The 19,445-nt window shown below is 59.2% G+C and carries 20 protein-coding genes; 9 read left to right on the top strand and 11 right to left on the bottom strand.

Annotation, left to right across the window (positions count from 1 at the left end):
- Window positions 1-52: 52 nt before the first annotated feature.
- The gene (gene yacL, locus C1N60_RS16400) at window positions 53-415 is read left to right on the top strand and encodes a protein YacL (RefSeq protein ID WP_058774816.1); all 363 of its coding nucleotides are present in this window, start codon (window positions 53-55) and stop codon (window positions 413-415) included.
- Between the two features lie 39 nt (window positions 416-454).
- Here the strand turns inward: yacL and C1N60_RS16395 are convergent, their stop codons facing one another.
- The 4 genes from C1N60_RS16395 to C1N60_RS16380 form a co-directional block, all read right to left on the bottom strand.
- Window positions 455-1,774: an MFS transporter gene (locus tag C1N60_RS16395; protein WP_058780450.1), complete on the bottom strand. Its 1,320-nt coding sequence runs from the start codon at window positions 1,772-1,774 to the stop codon at window positions 455-457.
- 41 nt (window positions 1,775-1,815) lie between these two features.
- Complete coding sequence (locus C1N60_RS16390; protein WP_141496258.1) at window positions 1,816-2,769, bottom strand: phosphoglycerate dehydrogenase; 954 nt, start codon at window positions 2,767-2,769, stop codon at window positions 1,816-1,818.
- 171 nt (window positions 2,770-2,940) lie between these two features.
- Window positions 2,941-3,825 carry a dihydrodipicolinate synthase family protein gene (locus C1N60_RS16385; RefSeq protein WP_394521101.1) on the bottom strand — a complete coding sequence of 295 codons (885 nt, stop codon included), beginning with the start codon at window positions 3,823-3,825 and terminating at the stop codon, window positions 2,941-2,943.
- Window positions 3,826-3,836: 11 nt separating this feature from the next.
- Window positions 3,837-4,991, bottom strand: coding sequence for an iron-containing alcohol dehydrogenase (locus tag C1N60_RS16380; RefSeq protein ID WP_262264616.1), 1,155 nt, complete (start codon window positions 4,989-4,991; stop codon window positions 3,837-3,839).
- Window positions 4,992-5,179: 188 nt separating this feature from the next.
- Between C1N60_RS16380 and C1N60_RS16375 the strand changes: the two genes are divergently transcribed.
- From C1N60_RS16375 to C1N60_RS16365, 3 genes are read left to right on the top strand one after another with little or no spacing between them, the layout of a single operon-like run.
- Window positions 5,180-6,451: a D-threonate kinase gene (locus C1N60_RS16375; RefSeq protein ID WP_394521100.1), complete on the top strand. Its 1,272-nt coding sequence runs from the start codon at window positions 5,180-5,182 to the stop codon at window positions 6,449-6,451.
- Window positions 6,396-7,424, top strand: a complete 1,029-nt coding sequence (locus C1N60_RS16370) for a D-threonate 4-phosphate dehydrogenase (RefSeq protein WP_394521099.1) — start codon at window positions 6,396-6,398, stop codon at window positions 7,422-7,424. Before C1N60_RS16375 ends, C1N60_RS16370 begins: the two co-directional genes overlap by 56 nt.
- Window positions 7,425-7,430: 6 nt before the next feature.
- Entirely contained in the window at window positions 7,431-8,192 is a 762-nt protein-coding gene (locus tag C1N60_RS16365; protein WP_022547144.1) for a DeoR/GlpR family DNA-binding transcription regulator, read from the top strand.
- Window positions 8,193-8,270: 78 nt separating this feature from the next.
- On the opposite strand, the gene speD is transcribed toward C1N60_RS16365, so the two are convergent.
- From speD to C1N60_RS16350, 3 genes are all read right to left on the bottom strand, one after another.
- Window positions 8,271-9,080: an adenosylmethionine decarboxylase gene (gene speD / locus C1N60_RS16360; protein WP_394521098.1), complete on the bottom strand. Its 810-nt coding sequence runs from the start codon at window positions 9,078-9,080 to the stop codon at window positions 8,271-8,273.
- A gap of 19 nt (window positions 9,081-9,099) precedes the next feature.
- The gene (gene speE / locus C1N60_RS16355; protein ID WP_394521097.1) at window positions 9,100-9,954 is read right to left on the bottom strand and encodes a polyamine aminopropyltransferase; all 855 of its coding nucleotides are present in this window, start codon (window positions 9,952-9,954) and stop codon (window positions 9,100-9,102) included.
- 109 nt (window positions 9,955-10,063) lie between these two features.
- Complete coding sequence (locus tag C1N60_RS16350; RefSeq protein ID WP_021507525.1) at window positions 10,064-10,411, bottom strand: YacC family pilotin-like protein; 348 nt, start codon at window positions 10,409-10,411, stop codon at window positions 10,064-10,066.
- 177 nt (window positions 10,412-10,588) lie between these two features.
- Here C1N60_RS16350 and cueO point away from each other — a divergent pair, with 177 nt between their 5' ends.
- Complete coding sequence (gene cueO / locus C1N60_RS16345) at window positions 10,589-12,202, top strand: multicopper oxidase CueO (RefSeq protein WP_394521096.1); 1,614 nt, start codon at window positions 10,589-10,591, stop codon at window positions 12,200-12,202.
- On the opposite strand, the gene C1N60_RS16340 is transcribed toward cueO, so the two are convergent.
- Entirely contained in the window at window positions 12,189-13,484 is a 1,296-nt protein-coding gene (locus C1N60_RS16340) for a cystathionine gamma-synthase family protein (protein ID WP_394521095.1), read from the bottom strand. The two genes, cueO and C1N60_RS16340, sit on opposite strands and share 14 nt — an antisense overlap.
- Window positions 13,485-13,638: 154 nt before the next feature.
- On the opposite strand from C1N60_RS16340, the gene hpt reads away from it, so the two are divergent.
- The 4 genes from hpt (at window position 13,639) to C1N60_RS16320 (ending at window position 17,272) form a co-directional block, all read left to right on the top strand.
- The gene (gene hpt, locus C1N60_RS16335; RefSeq protein WP_021507522.1) at window positions 13,639-14,175 is read left to right on the top strand and encodes a hypoxanthine phosphoribosyltransferase; all 537 of its coding nucleotides are present in this window, start codon (window positions 13,639-13,641) and stop codon (window positions 14,173-14,175) included.
- Between the two features lie 245 nt (window positions 14,176-14,420).
- Entirely contained in the window at window positions 14,421-15,347 is a 927-nt protein-coding gene (locus tag C1N60_RS16330) for an ABC transporter ATP-binding protein (protein ID WP_021507521.1), read from the top strand.
- The gene (locus C1N60_RS16325) at window positions 15,344-16,114 is read left to right on the top strand and encodes an ABC transporter permease (RefSeq protein ID WP_021507520.1); all 771 of its coding nucleotides are present in this window, start codon (window positions 15,344-15,346) and stop codon (window positions 16,112-16,114) included. Before C1N60_RS16330 ends, C1N60_RS16325 begins: the two co-directional genes overlap by 4 nt.
- A 150-nt stretch (window positions 16,115-16,264) precedes the next feature.
- Complete coding sequence (locus C1N60_RS16320) at window positions 16,265-17,272, top strand: acyltransferase family protein (RefSeq protein WP_058780458.1); 1,008 nt, start codon at window positions 16,265-16,267, stop codon at window positions 17,270-17,272.
- A gap of 36 nt (window positions 17,273-17,308) precedes the next feature.
- On the opposite strand, the gene panD is transcribed toward C1N60_RS16320, so the two are convergent.
- From panD to panB, 3 genes are all read right to left on the bottom strand, one after another.
- On the bottom strand, window positions 17,309-17,689 hold the full coding sequence (gene panD, locus C1N60_RS16315) for an aspartate 1-decarboxylase (protein WP_021507518.1): 381 nt from the start codon (window positions 17,687-17,689) through the stop codon (window positions 17,309-17,311).
- An 85-nt stretch (window positions 17,690-17,774) separates the two neighbouring features.
- Complete coding sequence (panC, locus tag C1N60_RS16310) at window positions 17,775-18,629, bottom strand: pantoate--beta-alanine ligase (protein WP_021507517.1); 855 nt, start codon at window positions 18,627-18,629, stop codon at window positions 17,775-17,777.
- Between the two features lie 15 nt (window positions 18,630-18,644).
- Window positions 18,645-19,439 (bottom strand): 3-methyl-2-oxobutanoate hydroxymethyltransferase, encoded by a 795-nt coding sequence (gene panB / locus C1N60_RS16305; protein ID WP_088516660.1) that lies wholly within the window; start codon window positions 19,437-19,439, stop codon window positions 18,645-18,647.
- Window positions 19,440-19,445 lie beyond the last annotated feature (6 nt).

The raw sequence follows: 19,445 nt of genomic DNA, 5'->3' as shown, positions 1-19,445 counted from the left end.
CACAAAATGCACGAAAGCGTGCCGTCTGGCGCGCCACAGGTATGAGGCCAACATGGAATATGAATTTCTGCGTGACGTGACCGGTCAGGTCCGGGTACGCATGTCGATGGACCACGAAGCGGTGGGGCACTGGTTCAATGAAGAGGTGAAAGAGAACTTTGCGCTGCTGGATGAAGTCGAAGCCGCGGTGCGTACAGTCAAAGGCACGCAGCAGCAGTGGCAGCGCGTCGGGCACGAATATACGCTGTGGCTGGATGAAGAAGAGGTGATGATCCGCGCCAATCAGCTGGCGTTAGAGGATGACGGCCTGGAAGAGGGCATGACTTATTACGATGAGGAGAGCCTGTCGTTCTGCGGCGTGGAGGATTTTCTCGCGGTGATTGCTGCTTATCGCCGGTTTATGGCCGGCCGTTAACGGGCGCCCGCAGCCGGGGCGCCACTGTCGTTGCGCAGGTTACACGCCGTTAATGGCGGAACGGGCGTGGGATAAAGGTTCCTCATCCACAATCGGTTCGACCTTGCCGAGCAGGAACAGGTAGTTAAGGATTCCGATCACTACCAGCACCGCCGAGAACACCAGCGCCCAGGTAAAGTGGCCGGTGGCACCGACGATAGCGCCGGTAATGATTGGTCCGACCGCGCCGCCCATATTGGAGACGGTATTCTGCAGCCCGGCAACAATTGACACGCTGTTGGTGGGCGCAACATCGCCCGGCAGCGCCCACACCTGAGAGGCCGCGACGGTGGTGCCGGACTTAGCAATACATAGCAGCAGTACCGTCATGAACACGGAATCGGTGAACGGCGCGAACCCGATGCACAGCGCCATCAGCAGGCCAATCGTCAGAAACAGCTTGCGCGTGGCGGTCAGCGACAGCACTTTTTTGTGCACCATACGGTCCGACGCCCAGCCCGCCAGCACCTCAATCACCATACCGCAGATCAGCGGCAGCGCCGCCACCATGCCCATTTTCAGGAAATCCATCCCTTTGTCTTTCACCAGGTAGGTTGGCAGCCAGGTGATAAAGAAGTAGGAAGTGTAATTGATGGTGAAGAAGCCAATACACATCGCCCAGATGTTGCGGTAGCGCAGCAGCTTGTACCACTTCATCGGCCGCACGTTCTTATCGCCGTGCTTCTGCGCCTGGCCATCGCGGATCAGGCGCACTTCATCGGTGCTGATCGCTTTGTGGTCTTCCGGGTTCTCGGCATAAATGAAGTACCAGGCGATGACCCAGATCAGCCCGACGGCACCAATCGCCAGAAAGGTCAGACGCCAGTCGAACAGCGCGATCATAAAGACGATCAGCGGCATGGCGACGGCCCCGCCAAATTTTGATGCGCTGTCGAACAGGCCGGAGACGGTGGCGCGCTCGCGATCCGGGAACCAGCGCGCGGTAATACCGGCGTTGCTGGGATAAGCCGCTGCTTCACCCACGCCGAGCGCCAGACGCAGCGCCAGCAGCGATTTAAAGCCGGTGGCGAGCCCCATCGCCATGGTGGCGATCGACCACCAGCCGACAGCGATGCCGAGGCCTTTTTTCTGGCCGAAGCGGTCGGCAAACCAGCCTGCCGGGATCTGCAACAGCGCGTAGGACCAGAAAAATGCCGCCATGATAAAGCCCATCATCTCTGGATTGATGTCGAGCTCGGTAATCAGGTGCGGTGCGGCGGCAGAGAGTACGGTACGATCAATATAGTTAATGGCAATGGCCAGCCACATCAGGCCGGCGATCCACCATCTGATGCGTGTTGAGCGTGCGGTGTTGGTCATAATCATTATCCACGCGAAAAGGGTGACAGAGGAGGGCGGCGTCAGGCCAGCCCGTTCATGACATTCATCGGGCGTTCGCCCTGTTTTATACACTGCACAATCTGCGTCACGCAGCGTTCGCCGATGGCGCTGATAGCACCGTCGGTATATCCGGCAAGGTGCGCCGTGGGGATAAAGTTGCTCAGGGTGAACAGCGGATGCTGCGCCAGCGGTTCCTGCACAAAGACATCCGCCGCCGCACCGGCAATCACGTTATCCTGCAACGCCTGGTAGAGATCCTGCTCATTCACCACGCCACCGCGTGACGCGTTGATGAGAAACGCGCTCTTCTTCATGCGCTTCAGGCGCGCAGCGTCGAACAGGTTTTGTGTCTGGTCCGTGAGCGGCATATGTAAGGTGATGAAGTCGCTGTGCTCCGTCAGCTGATCGAGGCTGACAAACGTCACGCCGTGTTCGGCGGCGAAGGCGTCATCGGGATAAAAATCGAAGGCGAGGATGCGCATATTGAAGCCTTTAGCGCGCAGTGCCACCTGCTTACCGATATTGCCCAGGCCGATGATGCCGAGCGTTTTGCCGTAGACGTCGGTGGCAAAAATGCGCGGCCAGTGGCCGGCGCGGGTCTCTATTGCGGCGGTGGTGATCTGGCGCGCGCTATTGAGAATCAGCGCAAAGGCGAAATCGGCAACCGCGTGTTTGTTCGCGTCCGGCACGTTCGTCACGTAAATACCGCGCGCACGGGTTGCGTCGAGGTCGATGTTATCGACGCCCACGCCGTGCTTGCAGACAATTTTCAGCTGCGGTGCCAGCGACAGCAGCGCATCGTTGACCTCGGTAAAGGCCACGATCAGGGCGACGGTGTCGGCGAGATGCGGCGCCAGCGCGCTGAGCGGCGCGTCGGCGGGCAGCGTAATCAGCTCAAAGCCCTGCCGGCGCAGTGTGTCGATCGGCGCGGCGTCGTAGCGGGCGAACGAAGGTGAAGTACAGATGACTTTCATAGCAAATGCGTCCCGGTGTTAATAACAGCAGCCATCGCTGCCTGAATCCGACCCGCCACCGTCAGATTAACCATAAGCCTGATGGCGGCAGGGGGAAGCGGCGCCTATGTTGCGCGATGAATCGCGCCGCTACCACAGCTACGTGCGGTAAGTGCTTTGAATTTACTGGCTTTACTGCAAATACTGATTCACGATCTGGCGGATTTTCTGCTCCTCTGCGGCAGAGAAGCGCACCGCATAGCGGCTGTCGCCGACCTCATAGCCGAGCAGCGCCACGGCTTTTTTCACCGCCGCCGGGGAAAAACCAATGCTGTAGAGATCGGTACGCAGGCCGGTGACGTTCTCCTGAGCGGCGCGCGATCCGGCGATGTCACCGGCATGGAAGCGCGCCCAGATGGCGTTAATCTCTTTCGGCGCCACGTTAGCCAGCCCGGAAATACAGGCGGAACAGCCATCGACGAAGCCCTGATGAATCAGTGAATCCGGCCCGTTCAGCACGTTGAAATGCGCAATACCTGCCGCTGCCTGCAGAAAGCCGCTCAGGCTTTCGTAGCTGCCGGCGCTGTCTTTGATGCCAATGATGTTGGGATGCGCTGCCAGCGTGCGCACGGTTTCCGGCAGCAGCGTATTACCGGTGCGCGCCGGAATGTTGTAGAGAAACAGCGGGACGTCGATAGCGTCGGCCACGGCACGGTAGTGATCAATCAGCTCTTCCTGTTTAAGCGGGACAAAGTAAGGGGTGATCACCGAGACGGCATCCACGCCCAGCTTTGCCACCTGCCTGCCCAGCCGTATAGTGTCACGCGTCGAGATCTCGCCAATGTGCGCCACCACCGGTGCGCTGCCGTTTACTTCGTCGACGCAGGTCTCGGTCACCGCCAGCTTCTCCTGCTCGTTCAGCACGAAAAATTCCCCGTTGGTGCCGCCGCAGAAAATACCGTTACCGGCGCTCAGCTGACGCCGAATCTGTTCACGCTGCGCGGCAGGATTGTAGGCTCCGTCGCGATCAAAAGTGGTGACGATGGCGGTCAGTACGCCCTGAATGGTGTTGCTCATGATTTCCCCGCTCATGCTGAGTGATTTAACGCCGGAAACAGCGTCAGGTAGACGTTGCGCACATCGTCGGCGCTGACTTTCATCGGTACATTCTTCATCAGGCGCTGCACATCCAGCGCGGCTTCGACCAGATACGGCAGATGATCCGGCCCGATACCCAGCGCTTCCAGGCTGGCCGGCAGTTTAAGGCGCTGCACCAGCGCGGCGAAATAGGCCACCAGTGCGTGCGATTTGGCCTCTTCATCCAGTGCGCTATCGGCATCCGGCAGCAGATCGTAGGCCTGCGCGAACTTGCTCACCGCCGCCGGACGCACAAACTGCATGCACGGCGCCAGCAGAATGGCGTTGGCCACGCCGTGCGGCAGATGATACTTGCCGCCCAGCGGATACGACATGGCGTGCACCAGGTGTGTCCCGGCATGGGCGATCGCCGCTCCGCCGTAGTAGGACGCCCACAACATATTCAGCCGTGCTTCCAGGTTGTCCGGTTCGGCAAGGGTCTTTTCGAGGCTGGCGAACAGCTTTTTCATGCCGATCAGCGCATAGTTATCACTCACCGGATTGGCCACGGTGGCGGTAAAGCACTCAATCAGGTGGCACAGCGCATCAATCCCGGTCGACGAGGCGATGTGCGCCGGCATGCTGGTGGTCAGTTCCGGAATCAGCGCCACGTAGTCCGGCAGCATCACCGGCGAAATAATACCGACCTTGGTCTCCTTCTCCGGAATGGCAAGGATGGCATTGGGCGTGGCTTCCGAGCCGGTGCCGGCCGTGGTCGGGATCAGTAAAGAAGCGGTACGCGTGTGCGGCTTCTCATCGGCCAGCAGCGCCGTCAGGGTTGGCGCATCGGCCACGCACAACACGGACAGCAGCTTCGCCACATCCAGCACGCTGCCGCCGCCAATGCCTATCACCAGATCGACGTCGCCGTGCGGCAGCGCCGCAACAATCGCCGCCACATCATGCTGGCTCGGCTCGGGCGGCACCGTATCAACCAGGCTCAGGCTGGCGATCTGCTGCTGCAGCCGGGCGATAAGCGCCTGCACCGCCGGAATGCCCAGAATGTTTTTGTCAGTGACCAGCAACGCCTTCTGCTTATCCTGCAGTAAATAGCTGAGATCGTTCAGAGCCTGATAGCCACTGATCACGGTGCTGTTGATATTCATGTCATGCCCTTATAACGGTTTTGCACATTATGATTAGGTTTGCTCAATGCTGTGCGGGGTGTATCCCTTTCTGAGGCTAAATTTATAGGCGATATCGATTTCAATTAATTTGATCTTGCTCACATATAATCAATCATGATTGAATATAATCAAATGCAGCACGGCAAGGGGCCGTGACAGGAGAGAGAATGACTTCATCGCCATGGAAAACGCCCGTTCTGGTGATTGCCGACGATTTTACCGGCGCCAACGACGCAGGCAGCGGCTTCGCGCTGGCCGGCGCGCGCGTCCACGTGCTGTTCAATAACCTGACACCCCCGGAGGCCGGCGCTGCGGATGTGCTGGTGATCAGCACCGATAGCCGCGCGGTCAGCGCAGCGGAAGCCGCCAGCCGCACGCATGCCGCCATTCAGCCGCATCAGCAGATAGCGCAACACGACTGGCTGTTTAAGAAGATTGACTCAACGCTGCGCGGCAATCCAGGCGCTGAGGTGGCTGCCGCGCTGCAGGTCAGCGCGAAACGGCTGGCGCTGGTGGTGCCGGCGGTGCCTAAGCTGGGCCGCATCACGCGCGGCGGGGAAGTGTGGATCCATCAACAGCGCCTGACTGATACCGAATTTGCCAGCGATCCTAAAACCCCGGTGACCAGCAGTAACGTGCTGACGCGGCTGCAGATGCAATGCGACCTGCCGGGCGAGCAGATCGATCTTGCCACGGTACGCAGCGGCACGCTGGCCGCACGGCTGACGACCAGTCAGGGCCTGCTGGTACTGGACGCGGAACAGCAGGCGGATATCGACGCCATTATCGCGGCTGCCGCGACGCTGCCGGAACGTCCGCTGCTGGTCGGCGCGTCCGGGTTAAGCGATGCGCTGGGTGCGCATCTTGCTGCGCGACCCTCTCGCCCGGTGCTGGCGATAGTCGGTTCGATGAGCGCCATGGCGCAGCAGCAAATCGCCCGGCTCGCCAGCCAGCGTGACATCTGCTTGATTGATATTGATATTTGCCAGCTGTTTGCCACACCGGCATGGCCGCAGGCGGCGGCCTGGCAGCAGGCGATGGTCCAGGCGCTGCGCGAGGGCGTGCACTGTGTGGTGCGCACCACGCAACAGGCTGATCAGCGCCACGCGATTGCGCAGCTGTGTCAGCAGCAGCAGATTACGCGCCAGCAGCTCGGCGAGCGCATCTGCCAGTTTCTGGCGCAGCTGACGCGCGCCGTCTGCGCACACATTCAGCCTGCCGGCCTGTTTCTTTCCGGCGGTGACGTGGCCATCGCAGTGGCGCAGGCATTCGGGGCCAGCGGCTTTCAGATTCAGGGCCAGGTGGCGGGCTGTGTGCCGCACGGGGTTCTGCTTAACAGTGAATTACACCTGTCGGTGATGACCAAAGCGGGTGGCTTTGGTGATGAAAACACCCTGGCAGAAGCCATTCGTTTTATTGAGGAGAAGTCGAGTGAATAACACTATTGCGGTGACCATGGGCGATCCGGCGGGCATCAGCCCGGAAATCATCATTAAAGCGCTGGCGGAAGGGGAGCTGGCGGGCATTCCGGCGGTGGTGGTCGGCTGTGCCGCGACGCTGCGTCGGGTGCTGGCGCTGAACATTACGCCGCAGGCCGATCTGCGCGTGCTGGACAGCGTGCAGGATGCGCATTTCGCACCGGGCATCATTAACGTCATCGATGAGCCGCTGGCCGATCCTGACGCGCTGCAGCCGGGCAAGGTACAGAAGCAGGCCGGCGATCTGGCCTGGCGCTGCGTGAAGCGCGCCACCGAACTGGCGCTGGCGGGCGACGTGCAGGCGATTGCCACCGCCCCGCTGAACAAAGAGGCGCTGCACGCGGCGGGCCACCTTTATCCCGGTCACACTGAACTGCTGGCACAGCTGACCCAAACCAAAAATTACGCCATGGTGCTGTATACCGACCATCTGAAAGTGATCCACGTGACCACGCACATCGCGCTGCGTAAGTTCCTCGACACGCTGAACGGCGAACGTATTCAGACGGTGATCGGCATGGCTGACAGCTTCCTGCGCCGCGTGGGCTATGACCAACCGCGCATCGCCGTCGCCGGGGTCAATCCGCACGCGGGCGAGAATGGCCTGTTTGGGGATGAAGAGATCACCACGGTGACGCCAGCGATCCAGGCAATGAAGCAGCAGGGCATTGATGTCCATGGCCCGTGCCCGCCGGATACGGTGTTTTTACAGTGCCAGCAGGGGCAGTACGATATGGTGGTGGCGATGTACCACGATCAGGGACATATCCCGTTGAAACTGCTTGGCTTTTACGATGGCGTCAACATCACGGCGGGACTGCCGTTTATCCGCACTTCCGCCGACCACGGCACGGCATTTGATATCGCCTGGACAGGTAAAGCGAACTCTGCGAGCATGGCGATCTCGATAAAACTCGCGATGCAGCTTGCATAGGGAAATATGAAGGGACAAAGCCGTCTCGACCAGATTATGGACTATCTCAAAAGTCATAATCTGGTCACTGTTGAACAGCTGGTGAGCGCCATTTCTGCTTCGCCAGCCACCATTCGCCGCGATCTGATTAAGCTGGACAAGGAAGGGGTGATTAGCCGCAGCCACGGCGGCGTCACGCTGAACCGCTTTATCCCGACGCAGCCGACCACGCTGGAGAAGATGCAGCGTAACCTGGCGGAGAAGCAGGCCATCGCCCAGTTCGCCGCCAGCTATGTGCAGTCCGGCGATGCGGTGGTGCTGGATGCCGGCACCACCATGCTGGAACTGGCACGACAGCTGACCCATTTGCAGCTGCGGGTGATCACCGCCGATCTGCACATTGCGTTGTTTTTGTCGGAGTTTAAACAGATTGAGACCACCATCATCGGCGGCCGCATCGACGACTCCAGCCAGTCGTGCATTGGTGAGCACGGCCGGCGCCTGCTGCGCAGTATCAATCCGGACATTGCGTTTGTCAGCTGTAACTCATGGAGCATTGAGCGCGGTATTACCACGCCGACGGAAGACAAAGCCGGGCTGAAGATGGATCTGCTGGCCAACGCGCGCCGGCGCATTCTGCTGGCCGACAGCAGTAAATATGGCTCATGGTCGCTGTACTGCGCGGCACCGATTGATAGCCTGACCGATGTGGTGACAGATTCCCGCCTTGATGAAGCGGTATGCCGTGATTTGCGCGAGCGCGGCATTGGCCTGCAGCTGACCGCGTAAATGTGCCGCCCGCATCAGCGGGTGAATGCCGTGCGCTGCGCTACCGCGGCGCAGCCTTCACCCACTGCTGGCGCTGAGTTATAACAACTTCAATCCCGTCGCCGGAATATTGCGCCCGTAATAAATCTCACGCATCTCCTTCCACAGCAGATTGGTAATGCGCTTGTGCTCCTGCGGGCTCAGCTCTTCAGGTTTGGTGTTGAACAGGTAATACTTCAGATCAAATTCCTTCAGCAACATCTTGGTATGAAAGATGTTTTCCTGAAAAACGTTAACGTCCACCATGTCGTACATCGCTTTCATATCCTCGGACATGAAGTTCTGAATGGAATTGATCTCATGGTCGATGAAATGCTTCACGCCATTGACGTCGCGGGTGAAGCCGCGCACGCGGTAATCCACGGTCACGATATCCGACTCCAGCTGGTGGATGAGATAATTCAGCGCCTTCAGGGGCGAAATCACGCCGCAGGTCGAGACTTCAATGTCGGCGCGGAAGGTACATAAACCGCCTTCCGGGTGACTTTCCGGATAGGTGTGCACGCAGATGTGACTCTTGTCGAGGTGCGCGACCACCGAATTGGGCAGCGGGCCGGGATGCTCGGAATTATCGATATCCTGCGGATTGATCGGCTCCTCGCTGACCAGAATCGTCACGCTGGCACCCTGCGGCTCATAATCCTGGCGCGCGATATTCAGCACGTTAGCACCGATAATCGAGCAGGTCTCGGTGAGGATTTCCGTCAGGCGGTTGGCGTTATATTGCTCATCAATATAGGCGATATAGCCATCACGTTCGGCTTCGCTATTGGCATAGCAAATGTCGTAGATACAAAAACTCAGGCTTTTGGTCAGATTATTGAAGCCATGTAGTTTTAGCTTTTGCAATTGGGTTCACCTCCTGAGATCAGCTGAGCGCGTTTAAAAGGTATTGCGGCAGGGCAAAGCTGCCGATGTGCAGCTGTGGCGTGTAGTAACGGCAGGGCAGTCCGGCCGCGGCAAAACGTGACTGCAGCGTCGCAAGGTCCGGCTGGCGCAGCGCCGGATCGTCGCTCGCCCAGGCGAAGGTCATGATGCCGCCGTAGTAAGTCGGAATCGCCGCCTGATAAAAGCTGACGTCAGCGAAATAGTGGCTGAGTTTGCGGTGGCTGTTGACCGCTTCATCCTGCTGCAGGAAGCAGACGCCGTTCTGCGCGACAAACACGCCACCGGGATTGAGCGCCTGTTTGCAGCCGGCATAAAACGCCGAGGTGAACAGACTCTCGCCGGGACCGATTGGATCGGTACAGTCGGAGATGATCACATCAAACCGTTCCTGCGTCTGGCTGACGAAGTTAACGCCATCGTCGATCACCAGCTGCAGACGCGGATCGTCGTAAGCGCCGGCGCTGTGGTTAGGCAGATAGGTTTGACAGAAATTCACCACGCCGGCATCAATTTCCACCATGGTGATGTGCTCAACGCGCTGATGCCGGGCGACCTCGCGCAGCATCGCGCCGTCACCGCCGCCGATAATCAATACGCGCCGGGCATTGCCGTGCGCCAGAATCGGCACGTGCGTCATCATTTCGTGATAGATAAACTCATCGCGCTCGGTGGTTTGCACCACGCCGTCCAGCGCCATCACGCGGCCAAACGCGGCGTTCTCAAAGATCACCAGATCCTGATGCGCGGTTTTATCGCGGTAAAGCAGATTGTCTACGCTGAAATATTGGCCAAAGCCGCTATGCAGCGTCTCATGCCAGGTCTCTTTTTCGGCCATGCCGGAGCGCTCCTTATGCTGTTAACGCGCAATAATGCCAGAAAAAAGCATAACGAATTATGACCGTGCTTGCACGGTCAGGGCGTTAACAGCAGCGCAGGGCGGAGGATTATTTCACGTAGGCAAGCAGGCTGAGGGAATCGCGCGCCAGCGACTTACACTTTTTGTCGTTGGTGATGGCGATACCGCTCAAATCTTTGTAGCTCTCTTCACCGAGGGATTTCATGTTGTAAGCGCTGTAATTGCTCAGATCCCAGCGGTTTTGCTGGGCAAAAAACACCAGTGCTTTACGAATCTGCGCGTCGGGCAGATCCTGATAGCCGCAATCATTTTTCAGATAGACAAACACCGCGGTGAGGTCAGCCAGATCTTCTGCTTCGGATTCGCTCAGGGCAAAACTGGTGGAGGAGAAGCCAAGGAGTCCCGCCAGCAGCAGGATCTTGATGCTTTTCGTCATAATCGTTCTCAACAAGGGACAATTTAATGACGTTAGCACAGTTATTGCCGGGATTCCGCTAAATTTGGCTAAATGGGCCACTGGCGCGCTTTTTATCCCGGCGGGCGCTTTCATCGCTTGACCCTCCCGCAGGGGAAAGGTTTACGCTGTGCCCCTATTCACGATAAGGATATGAATATGCAACGTCGTCATTTTCTCAAGCTGACCGCCGCCCTCAGTGCAGCCGGCGCGCTGCCCTTGTGGAGCCGCTCGCTGATGGCCGCTACGCGCCCGCTGTTGCCCATCCCGTCGCTGCTGGAGCCCGATGCACACGGCCAGTACACGCTGACCGCCATGACCGGCAGCAGCCAGTGGAACGGCAAATCCGTCCCAACCTGGGGTTACAACGGTAGCCTGCTCGGCCCGGCGCTGCGCCTGCAGCGTGAGAAAAGCGTCACCGTCAATATTCATAATCGCCTGCCGGAAGCCACCACGCTGCACTGGCACGGGCTGGAAATTCCCGGCGCGGTGGATGGCGGTCCGCAGGCGCTGATTGCGCCCGGCGCCACGCGTCAGGTGAGTTTTACCCCCGATCAACCGGCGGCGACCTGCTGGTTCCATCCGCATCAGCACGGCAAAACCGGCTATCAGGTGGCGCAGGGGCTGGCAGGGCTGGTACTGCTGGAAGATGAGGCGTCCGGCAAGCTGCGGCTGCCGATGCAGTGGGGCGAAGATGATGTGCCGCTGATTTTCCAGGATAAGCAGCTCACTCAGGACGGCACGCGTATCGATTATCAGCTGGATATCATGCGCGCCGCCGTGGGCTGGTTTGGCGATTTGATGCTGACCAATGGCGTGCCGTATCCGCAGCACGCGGTGCCGCGCGGCTGGCTGCGGCTGCGCCTGCTCAATGGCTGCAACGCGCGCTCGCTGCACATCGCCGCCAGCGATAAACGTCCGCTGTACGTGGTGGCGAGCGACGGTGGCCTGCTGGCTGAACCGGTGAAGGTGGAGAGCCTGCCGCTGCTGCCGGGCGAGCGCTTTGAAGTGCTGGTGGATACTTCAGACGGCAAAACCTTCGATATCGTAACGCTGCCGGTCACGCAGATGGGCATGACGCTGGCGCCGTTCGATCAGCCGCTGCCGCTGGTGCAGATTCTGCCGCTGCGCGTGATGGCCAGCGGTACGCTGCCAGACCAGCTGGTGGATGTGCCGCCGCTGCCGGCAACGGAAGGGCTGCAGAGCCGCTGGCTGCAGCTGATGATGGATTCGCAGCTGGATCAGCAGGGCATGCAGGCGCTGCAGCAGCGCTACGGTGCCAAAGCGATGGGCAGCCAGCACGGCGCGGGCAAACCGATGGATCACGGCAGCATGAACATGGACCATGGCGCGATGGAGCATGGCAACATGGATCACGGCGATATGGCGATGGATCAGGGTAACCACGCCAGCAGCGCCGCATATGATTTCCACAACGGCAACAAAATCAACGGCCAGGCCTTCAACATGGAAAAGCCCATGTTTGCCGTGCCGCTGGGCAAATATGAAAAATGGACCATCTCCGGCGAAGGCGACGCCATGCTGCACCCGTTCCACATTCACGGCACGCAGTTCCGCATTCTGTCCGAAAACGGCAAGCCGCCTGCGGCGCATCGCGCCGGCTGGAAAGACATGGTCAGCGTCAACGGCTGGCGCAGTGAAGTGCTGGTGCGCTTCAACTACGTCGCCGATACTGAAAATGCCTATATGGCGCACTGCCATCTGCTGGAGCATGAAGATACCGGCATGATGCTGGGCTTTACGGTGAGCTGACGGCCGCTTCCAGCGCCAGGCGAATATCTTCAATCAAATCATCGGCATGTTCGATGCCGATCGACAGGCGCACCGTCGCGTCGGTGATGCCGATGCGCTCCCGCACCTCCTGCGGCACGCCGGAATGGGTGGTGCTGGCGGGATGGCTGGCGAGCGACTCGGTGCCGCCGAGGCTCACCGCCAGTTTGAACAGCGTCAGCGCGTTGAGAAAGCGGAATGCCGCAGCCTGGCCGCCCTCGATATCAAAGGAGAAGGTGGAACCGGCGCCGCTGCACTGGCGCTGCCAGGTTTCGCCTGCCGGACTGCTGGCGTCGAGATAGGGCAGCCAGTGCAGTTTCGCCACCTGCGCGTGATCGCGTAAAAATGCCGCGACCTGTTCCGCGTTGCTGGCGGCTTTCTCCATGCGCAGCGACAGCGTTTCCAGCGAGCGGCCAATCATCCAGCTGGAGTGCGGATCGAGCTGGGTGCCAATCGCGCTGCGCAGCGAACGCACTTTGTTGATTAATGCCCGGCTGCCCAGCGCGGCGCCGGCAATCAAATCGGAATGACCGCCGACATATTTGGTCAGCGAGTAGAGCGAGATATCCGCGCCGTGCTGCAGCGGACGCTGAAACAGCGGGCCGAGCAGGGTGTTGTCGCAGGCGAGAATCGGCCGGGAGCCCTGCTGCTGTGTAATCACCTCCGCCACCTGACGCATCAGTTGGATGTCCACCAGACTGTTGGTGGGGTTGGCCGGTGTTTCAATCAGAATCATTGCGACGCGCCCGCGCTGCCACGCCAGCTTCGCGGCTTCATACACTTTATCTTCGTCGGTGCCGTCGCTGAATCCCACCGCTTTGATCTCCAGATCGTGCAGCGTTTTGCTCAGCAGCGTTTCGGTGCCGCCGTACAGCGGCTGCGAGTGCAGGATCACTTCGCCGGGACGGGAAAAGGTCAGCAGCGTGGTGGCAATCGCCGACATGCCGGAAGAGAATAGCGCGGCGCTTTCGGCACCTTCATAAATGGCCAGCCGATCTTCGACGATCTCGCTGTTAGGGTGGTTGAAGCGGGAATAGACCAGCCCACCGCTTTTGCCCGCCGGCGGTTGCTGGCGGCCGGCAACGAAATCGAAAAATTCTTTGCCCTCTTCGGCGCTGTTAAACACAAAGGTTGACGTCAGAAACACCGGCGGCTTCACCGCACCTTCTGACAGGCGCGGATCGTAACCGTAGTTGAGCATCTGCGTTTCCGGATGCAGTTCACGCGTGCCGATCTGCGTTTTTTTACCTGATGAAGCGGCCATAGGGATCTCCAGAGAGAGCGGGCAGGATGCTTACAGTTAACGCCAGCGCAATAAATTTCGCCACGATAACGTTTGCGTTCTGTGCGCGGCGTTAGCCTGTGCGTCGACTATGATAGAATGCGCGGCTTTCTGAAAACCTTCTTAGGCGAATGCAATGAAACACACCGTCGACGTGATGATCTCTGAGCAGGAGATCGCAACCCGTATTGCCGAACTGGGCAAGCAGATCAGCGAGCACTACCGCAACAGCGGCAGCGAAATGGTGCTGGTCGGCCTGCTGCGCGGCTCCTTCATGTTTATGGCTGACCTGTGCCGCGCCATTGATGTCGCGCACGAAGTCGACTTCATGACCGCCTCCAGCTACGGCAGCGGCATGTCCTCCACGCGCGACGTGAAAATCCTCAAAGATCTCGATGAAGACATTCGCGGCAAAGACGTGCTGATCGTCGAGGACATCATCGACTCCGGTAACACCCTGAGCAAAGTGCGTGAAATTCTGCAGCTGCGTGAGCCAAAATCGCTGGCGATCTGCACGCTGCTGGATAAGCCGGAGCGTCGTGAAGTTGAGGTGCCGGTCGAGTTTGTCGGCTTTACCATTCCGGATGAGTTCGTGGTCGGCTTCGGTATTGATTACGCACAGCGCTACCGTCATTTGCCGTATATCGGCAAAGTTACGCTGCTGGACGAATAACCGCACAATCTTCCAAGGCTGATTCCCTCCGCCTGCGATAAGATGCGCAGCCCGTAACTCAATGACTTACGGGCTCGGCACGCGTTTTCCTGCGGCACGCAGAGTGGTAGAGTGTGGTGGGTTATCACTCTGCGCAATTCCTTTGATTTCACAACCGTTATCGCTGAATAACCCCGCACGCTCGACGCGAGCGCACTATCATTTCATATGGCTATGATGTCACTACAACAGGGTACGGACTCGCAATGACTTATGCACTGGAACTTTCCGGGCTGACCAAGACCTATCCCGGCGGCGTACAGGCGCTGAAAGGCCTCGATCTCAACGTGGAAGCAGGCGACTTTTATGCCTTACTGGGCCCTAACGGTGCCGGTAAGTCCACCACCATTGGCATTATCAGCTCGCTGGTGAACAAATCCAGCGGCAGCGTGCGCGTGTTTGGCTATGACCTGCAGAAAGATGTGGTCAACGCCAAGCGGCAGCTTGGGCTGGTGCCACAGGAATTCAACTTTAACCCGTTTGAAACCGTAATGCAGATTGTGGTTAATCAGGCCGGCTATTACGGTGTGGAACGTGCCGAAGCGAACAAGCGCGCGGAAAAATACCTCAATCAGCTCGACCTGTGGGGCAAGCGTAACGAACGGGCGCGCATGTTGTCCGGTGGCATGAAGCGCCGGCTGATGATTGCCCGGGCGCTGATGCATGAACCGAAACTGCTGATTCTTGATGAGCCGACGGCTGGTGTGGATATCGAACTGCGCCGCTCGATGTGGGTGTTCCTGAAAGAGCTGAACGCCAAAGGCACCACTATCATCCTGACCACCCACTATCTGGAAGAGGCAGAAATGCTGTGCCGTAACATCGGCATCATCCAGAGCGGCGAGCTGGTGGAGAACACCTCAATGAAAGGGCTGCTGTCCAAGCTGCAGTCGGAAACCTTTATCCTCGACCTGGCGCCGCGCAGCCCGCTGCCGCAGCTGGAGGGCTTCCAGTATCGTCTGGTTGATACCTCAACGCTGGAAGTGGAAGTGATGCGTGAACAGGGGCTGAATAGCGTATTCAGCCAGCTGAGCGCGCAGGGCGTGCAGGTGCTCAGCATGCGCAATAAAGCGAATCGTCTGGAAGAGCTGTTCGTCAGCCTGACGCAGGGAAAAACAGGAGTAACCGCATGACGCATCTGTACTGGGTGGCGCTCAAGAGTATCTGGAGCAAAGAGATCAACCGTTTTGCCCGCATCTGGATTCAGACGCTGGTGCCGCCGGTGATCACCATGACGCTGTACTTCATTATCTTTGGCAATCTGATCGGCTCACGCATCGGCGATATGCACGGCTTCAGCTACATGCAGTTTATCGTGCCGGGCCTGATTATGATGGCGGTGATCACCAACGCTTACGCCAACGTCGCCTCGTCATTCTTCAGCGCCAAGTTCCAGCGCAACATTGAAGAGCTGCTGGTGGCGCCGGTGCCGACGCACATTATTATCGCCGGTTATGTCGGCGGCGGCGTAGCGCGCGGCGTGTGCGTGGGCGTGCTGGTGACGGCGGTGTCGCTGTTTTTTGTGCCGTTCCACGTATTCTCGTGGCCGATGGTGGCAATCACGCTGCTGCTGACGGCGATTCTGTTCTCGCTGGCGGGCCTGCTGAATGCGGTGTTTGCGCGCACCTTTGACGATATCAGCCTGATCCCGACCTTCGTGCTGACGCCGTTAACTTACCTCGGTGGCGTATTCTACTCGCTGGCGCTGCTGCCGCCGTTCTGGCAGGCGGTGTCGAAGCTCAATCCGGTGGTGTACATGATCAGCGGGTTCCGCTATGGCTTCCTTGGCATCAACGATGTTCCGCTGGTGTTGACGCTGTCAGTGCTGGTGGCGTTTATTGTGGTGTTTTACGTGCTGGTGTATGCGCTGATTCAGCGCGGACGCGGCTTGCGCACCTGAGGCGCAGCTCCGAATAAGAAGCCGCTGCCGGCGTCGTCCGGCGGCGGCTTTTTTTACCCACTCTTCGCAATTCCAGACGCGTCTTGCGCTTTCAGTCTGTGGCTTTCCCCATAGTGGCCGCTGACCAAAAAAGCAGCGGGGAAGCGAAGAGTGAATCGGGTATCATGGATTGATAATTTACGCGGCATGAGCATTCTGGCGGTGATTTTTTTGCACTGCATGATTGCAGTGAACCAGCAGGCCGGGCACTTCACTGCCTTTAACGAGCTGGTAAATCAGCTGCTGGCGCCGGTGCGTATGGGGCTGATGTGCTTCGTCTCCGGACTGTTCGTCGCCAGCGGTTTACGCCACGGGCAGGCGCGCTATCTGCGAAACAAAGTCAGCAGCATTCTCTATCCGTTTGCCGTCTGGGCGCTGATCTACGGCGGTCTGAAGTGGACCTTCAGCGCGATGGCCAATCACCCACAGTCGCCGCTGGCTATCGCGCTCGGCCATCTGAGCGGCGGCGATATCACCTGGTTTCTGCACTCGCTGTTTCTGTTTTTTGTGCTGATTATCCCGGCGCGCCGCCTGCCTGCGGCGCTGGTGCTGACACTGTGCGTTGCCGGTGCGGTGCTGCTGCCGCCGGTGCCGCCTGACTCGCTGTTTGCCAGTTTCGACAACCTGCATCTGAACAAGTCGCTGGTGCTGTTTGCCTTCTTCTACAGCGCCGACTGGCTGGTGCGCCAGGATATTGATATTGCCGCGTTTGCGCAGCGTCGTACGCCGCTGCTGCTGTCGCTGATCGCCTTTATGTTGCTTGCGGCGTTCAGCCTGTGGGGCGGGCTGCGTCAGCATTCGCCATGGCTGCTGCCGCTGGCGCTGCCCTCAATCCCGCTGTTCGTTGCGCTGGCCTGCCGTATCAATCTGCGGGCGGTTAACTACGTTGGCCGCCATTCGATTGTGTTTTATCTGTCGCACTATCTGGCGATTCAGGTGTGCAGTAAATTGCTGCGCCATGACGGCCACTCTGCGTGGCTGGCTGACCTGCATTTTGTGCTGGCGTTCAGCGTCGCGCTGGCGTTGCCAACGGCGCTGTGCGTACTGCGGGCAAAAGGGTGGTTTGACTGGTTGTTTACGCTGAAGCGCAAAGGGCAGCCGCAGCTGGCGGGCGTATAAGGGAAAGGCGCGCTGTCCGTACAGCGCGCGGGATGATCAGGCCACCTGCACCGGCAGCGCTTTAGCGATACGTTTCATCTCGTTATCGCCGTCGAAGTAGGCCACTTTCGGCTGCCAGCTGCGCGCCACTTCATCTTCCACCTGCACATAAGAACAGATGATCAGCAGATCGCCCTGACAGGCGCAGCGCGCGGCCGCACCGTTGACCGAAATGATTTTCGAGCCACGCTCGGCGGCAATGGCATAGGTAGAGAAGCGCTGGCCGTTGGTGACGTTATAGATGTCGATGGCTTCGTATTGCAGAATGCCGGAGGCATCAAGAAAATCCTGATCGATGGCGCAGGAGCCTTCATAATGCAAATCCGCCTGTGTCACTTTTACGCGGTGCAGTTTGCCTTGTAATACGGTACGAATCATAGCGTGATACCTTTGTTATACCCGTGCGCGGCCGGTTTCTACCGCGCAGTGTGTAGCGGGTACATGCTGCCCATAAACGACGGCGTTAAACCGTCAGATCCACTTGCTGATTATCAATCAAACGCGCATTGCCGAGCCAGGCGGCCATCAGAATCACTGCGCGCTGGCTGTCGACCGTCAGCGGCTGCAGCGTATCGGCATCGCAGATGGCCAGGCCGTCGGGGCGCAGGCCCTGATCGCGCAGCGTCTGTTCGGCGTGCTCAATAATCTCATCCACGTGCCGCTCGCCGTTGCTGAGGCGCTGCGCCATGCTGTTCATCACCTGGCTGAGCACTGGCGCCAGCTTGCGTTCATCGGCAGTAAGATAGCCGTTACGTGAGCTGAGCGCGAGACCGTCTTTGGCGCGCACCGTCGGCACGCCAACGATGTCAATGTCAAAGCCCATGTCCGCCACCATCTTGCGGATAATCGCCAGCTGCTGAAAATCCTTCTCGCCAAAACAGGCGATATCCGGCTGCACCAGATTAAACAGCTTACTGACGATGGTGGCCACGCCGCGGAAATGACCGGGACGGCTGGCGCCCTCCAGCAGCGAGGAGAGGCCCGGGACTTCAACAAACGTCTGGCTGTCGAGACCCTGCGGATAGACATCGGCCGGCGCCGGGGCAAAGACCAGGTCGACGCTGTGGCGATTGAGTTTTTCACAATCGTCCTGCAACGTGCGCGGATAGCGCGCCAGGTCGTCGGCGCGATCAAACTGCATCGGGTTAACGAAGATCGATACCACCACGATATCTGCGCGCTGGCGTGCTTCATCCACCAGCGTCAGATGCCCCTCATGCAGGTTGCCCATAGTGGGCACCAGCGCGATGCGTTTACCTGCCTGGCGCCAGCGTCGAATCTCACGGCGCAGCAGCGGCAGCGTTTCAATGATCAGCACTGCAAATCTCCTGATTTACTGGAAACTGTGTTCGGCAGCAGGGTAGGTGCCTGCCTCAACGTCGGCCATATACTGGCGAATTGCCGCACGAATGTCGCCGGTTTCCGCAAGGAAATTTTTGGCAAATTTTGGAATGTGGCCGCCGGTAATACCAAACGCGTCGTGCATCACCAGAATCTGGCCGTCGGTGACGTTACCGGCACCGATGCCGATCACCGGTACCGATAACGCTTTTGTGACGCGCTCAGCCAGCGCGACCGGCACGCACTCCAGCACCAGCAGCTGCATGCCGGCCGCTTCCAGCGCCAGCGCATCCGCCAGCAGGCGCTCGGCTGCCGCTTCATCGCGCCCCTGCACCTTGTAGCCACCGAAGATGTTAACCGACTGCGGCGTCAATCCCAGATGACCACACACCGGCACGGCGCGCTCGGTCAGCATGCGCACGGTCTCTGCCAGCCAGGCGCCGCCTTCCAGTTTTACCAGGTTGGCACCGGCGCGCATCAGCTGCGCGGCACTGTCAAAGGTTTGCTGCGGCGTGGCGTAACTCATAAACGGCAGGTCGGCCATCACCAGCGCGTTAGGCGCACCGCGCCGCACGGCGGCGGTGTGATAAGCAATATCGTCGACCGTCACCGGCAGCGTGGAATCATGGCCCTGCACGGTCATGCCGAGCGAATCGCCAATCAGCAGCAGCGGAATGCCCTGGTCGGCAAACAGGCGCGCGAAGCTGAAATCGTAGGCGGTCAGCGTGGCGAACTTGCGGCCGCTGGCTTTCAGCTGGCGTAAGTGAGAGAGGGTGGTGGGTTTCATCGCAAT

This window comes from Pantoea sp. SGAir0184 (genome assembly GCF_043544755.1).
The sequence above is the reverse complement of the archived record's forward strand: the minus strand, read 5'-3'. Positions and strand labels throughout refer to the sequence as shown.

Bases quoted from the DNA above. Each gene is read 5' to 3' on its own strand.
- C1N60_RS16385 (WP_394521101.1), bottom strand. From the start codon at position 3,825: ATGAGCAACACCATTCAGGGCGTACTGACCGCCATCGTCACCACTTTT.
- panB (WP_088516660.1), bottom strand. From the start codon at position 19,439: ATGAAACCCACCACCCTCTCTCACTTACGCCAGCTGAAAGCCAGCGGC.
- cueO (WP_394521096.1), top strand. From the start codon at position 10,589: ATGCAACGTCGTCATTTTCTCAAGCTGACCGCCGCCCTCAGTGCAGCC.
- C1N60_RS16340 (WP_394521095.1), bottom strand. From the start codon at position 13,484: ATGGCCGCTTCATCAGGTAAAAAAACGCAGATCGGCACGCGTGAACTG.
- C1N60_RS16330 (WP_021507521.1), top strand. From the start codon at position 14,421: ATGACTTATGCACTGGAACTTTCCGGGCTGACCAAGACCTATCCCGGC.
- yacL (WP_058774816.1), top strand. From the start codon at position 53: ATGGAATATGAATTTCTGCGTGACGTGACCGGTCAGGTCCGGGTACGC.
- C1N60_RS16365 (WP_022547144.1), top strand. From the start codon at position 7,431: ATGAAGGGACAAAGCCGTCTCGACCAGATTATGGACTATCTCAAAAGT.
- speE (WP_394521097.1), bottom strand. From the start codon at position 9,954: ATGGCCGAAAAAGAGACCTGGCATGAGACGCTGCATAGCGGCTTTGGC.
- C1N60_RS16370 (WP_394521099.1), top strand. From the start codon at position 6,396: ATGAAAACACCCTGGCAGAAGCCATTCGTTTTATTGAGGAGAAGTCGA.
- C1N60_RS16380 (WP_262264616.1), bottom strand. From the start codon at position 4,991: ATGAATATCAACAGCACCGTGATCAGTGGCTATCAGGCTCTGAACGAT.
- C1N60_RS16350 (WP_021507525.1), bottom strand. From the start codon at position 10,411: ATGACGAAAAGCATCAAGATCCTGCTGCTGGCGGGACTCCTTGGCTTC.
- C1N60_RS16395 (WP_058780450.1), bottom strand. From the start codon at position 1,774: ATGACCAACACCGCACGCTCAACACGCATCAGATGGTGGATCGCCGGC.
- hpt (WP_021507522.1), top strand. From the start codon at position 13,639: ATGAAACACACCGTCGACGTGATGATCTCTGAGCAGGAGATCGCAACC.
- C1N60_RS16390 (WP_141496258.1), bottom strand. From the start codon at position 2,769: ATGAAAGTCATCTGTACTTCACCTTCGTTCGCCCGCTACGACGCCGCG.
- panD (WP_021507518.1), bottom strand. From the start codon at position 17,689: ATGATTCGTACCGTATTACAAGGCAAACTGCACCGCGTAAAAGTGACA.
- C1N60_RS16375 (WP_394521100.1), top strand. From the start codon at position 5,180: ATGACTTCATCGCCATGGAAAACGCCCGTTCTGGTGATTGCCGACGAT.
- C1N60_RS16325 (WP_021507520.1), top strand. From the start codon at position 15,344: ATGACGCATCTGTACTGGGTGGCGCTCAAGAGTATCTGGAGCAAAGAG.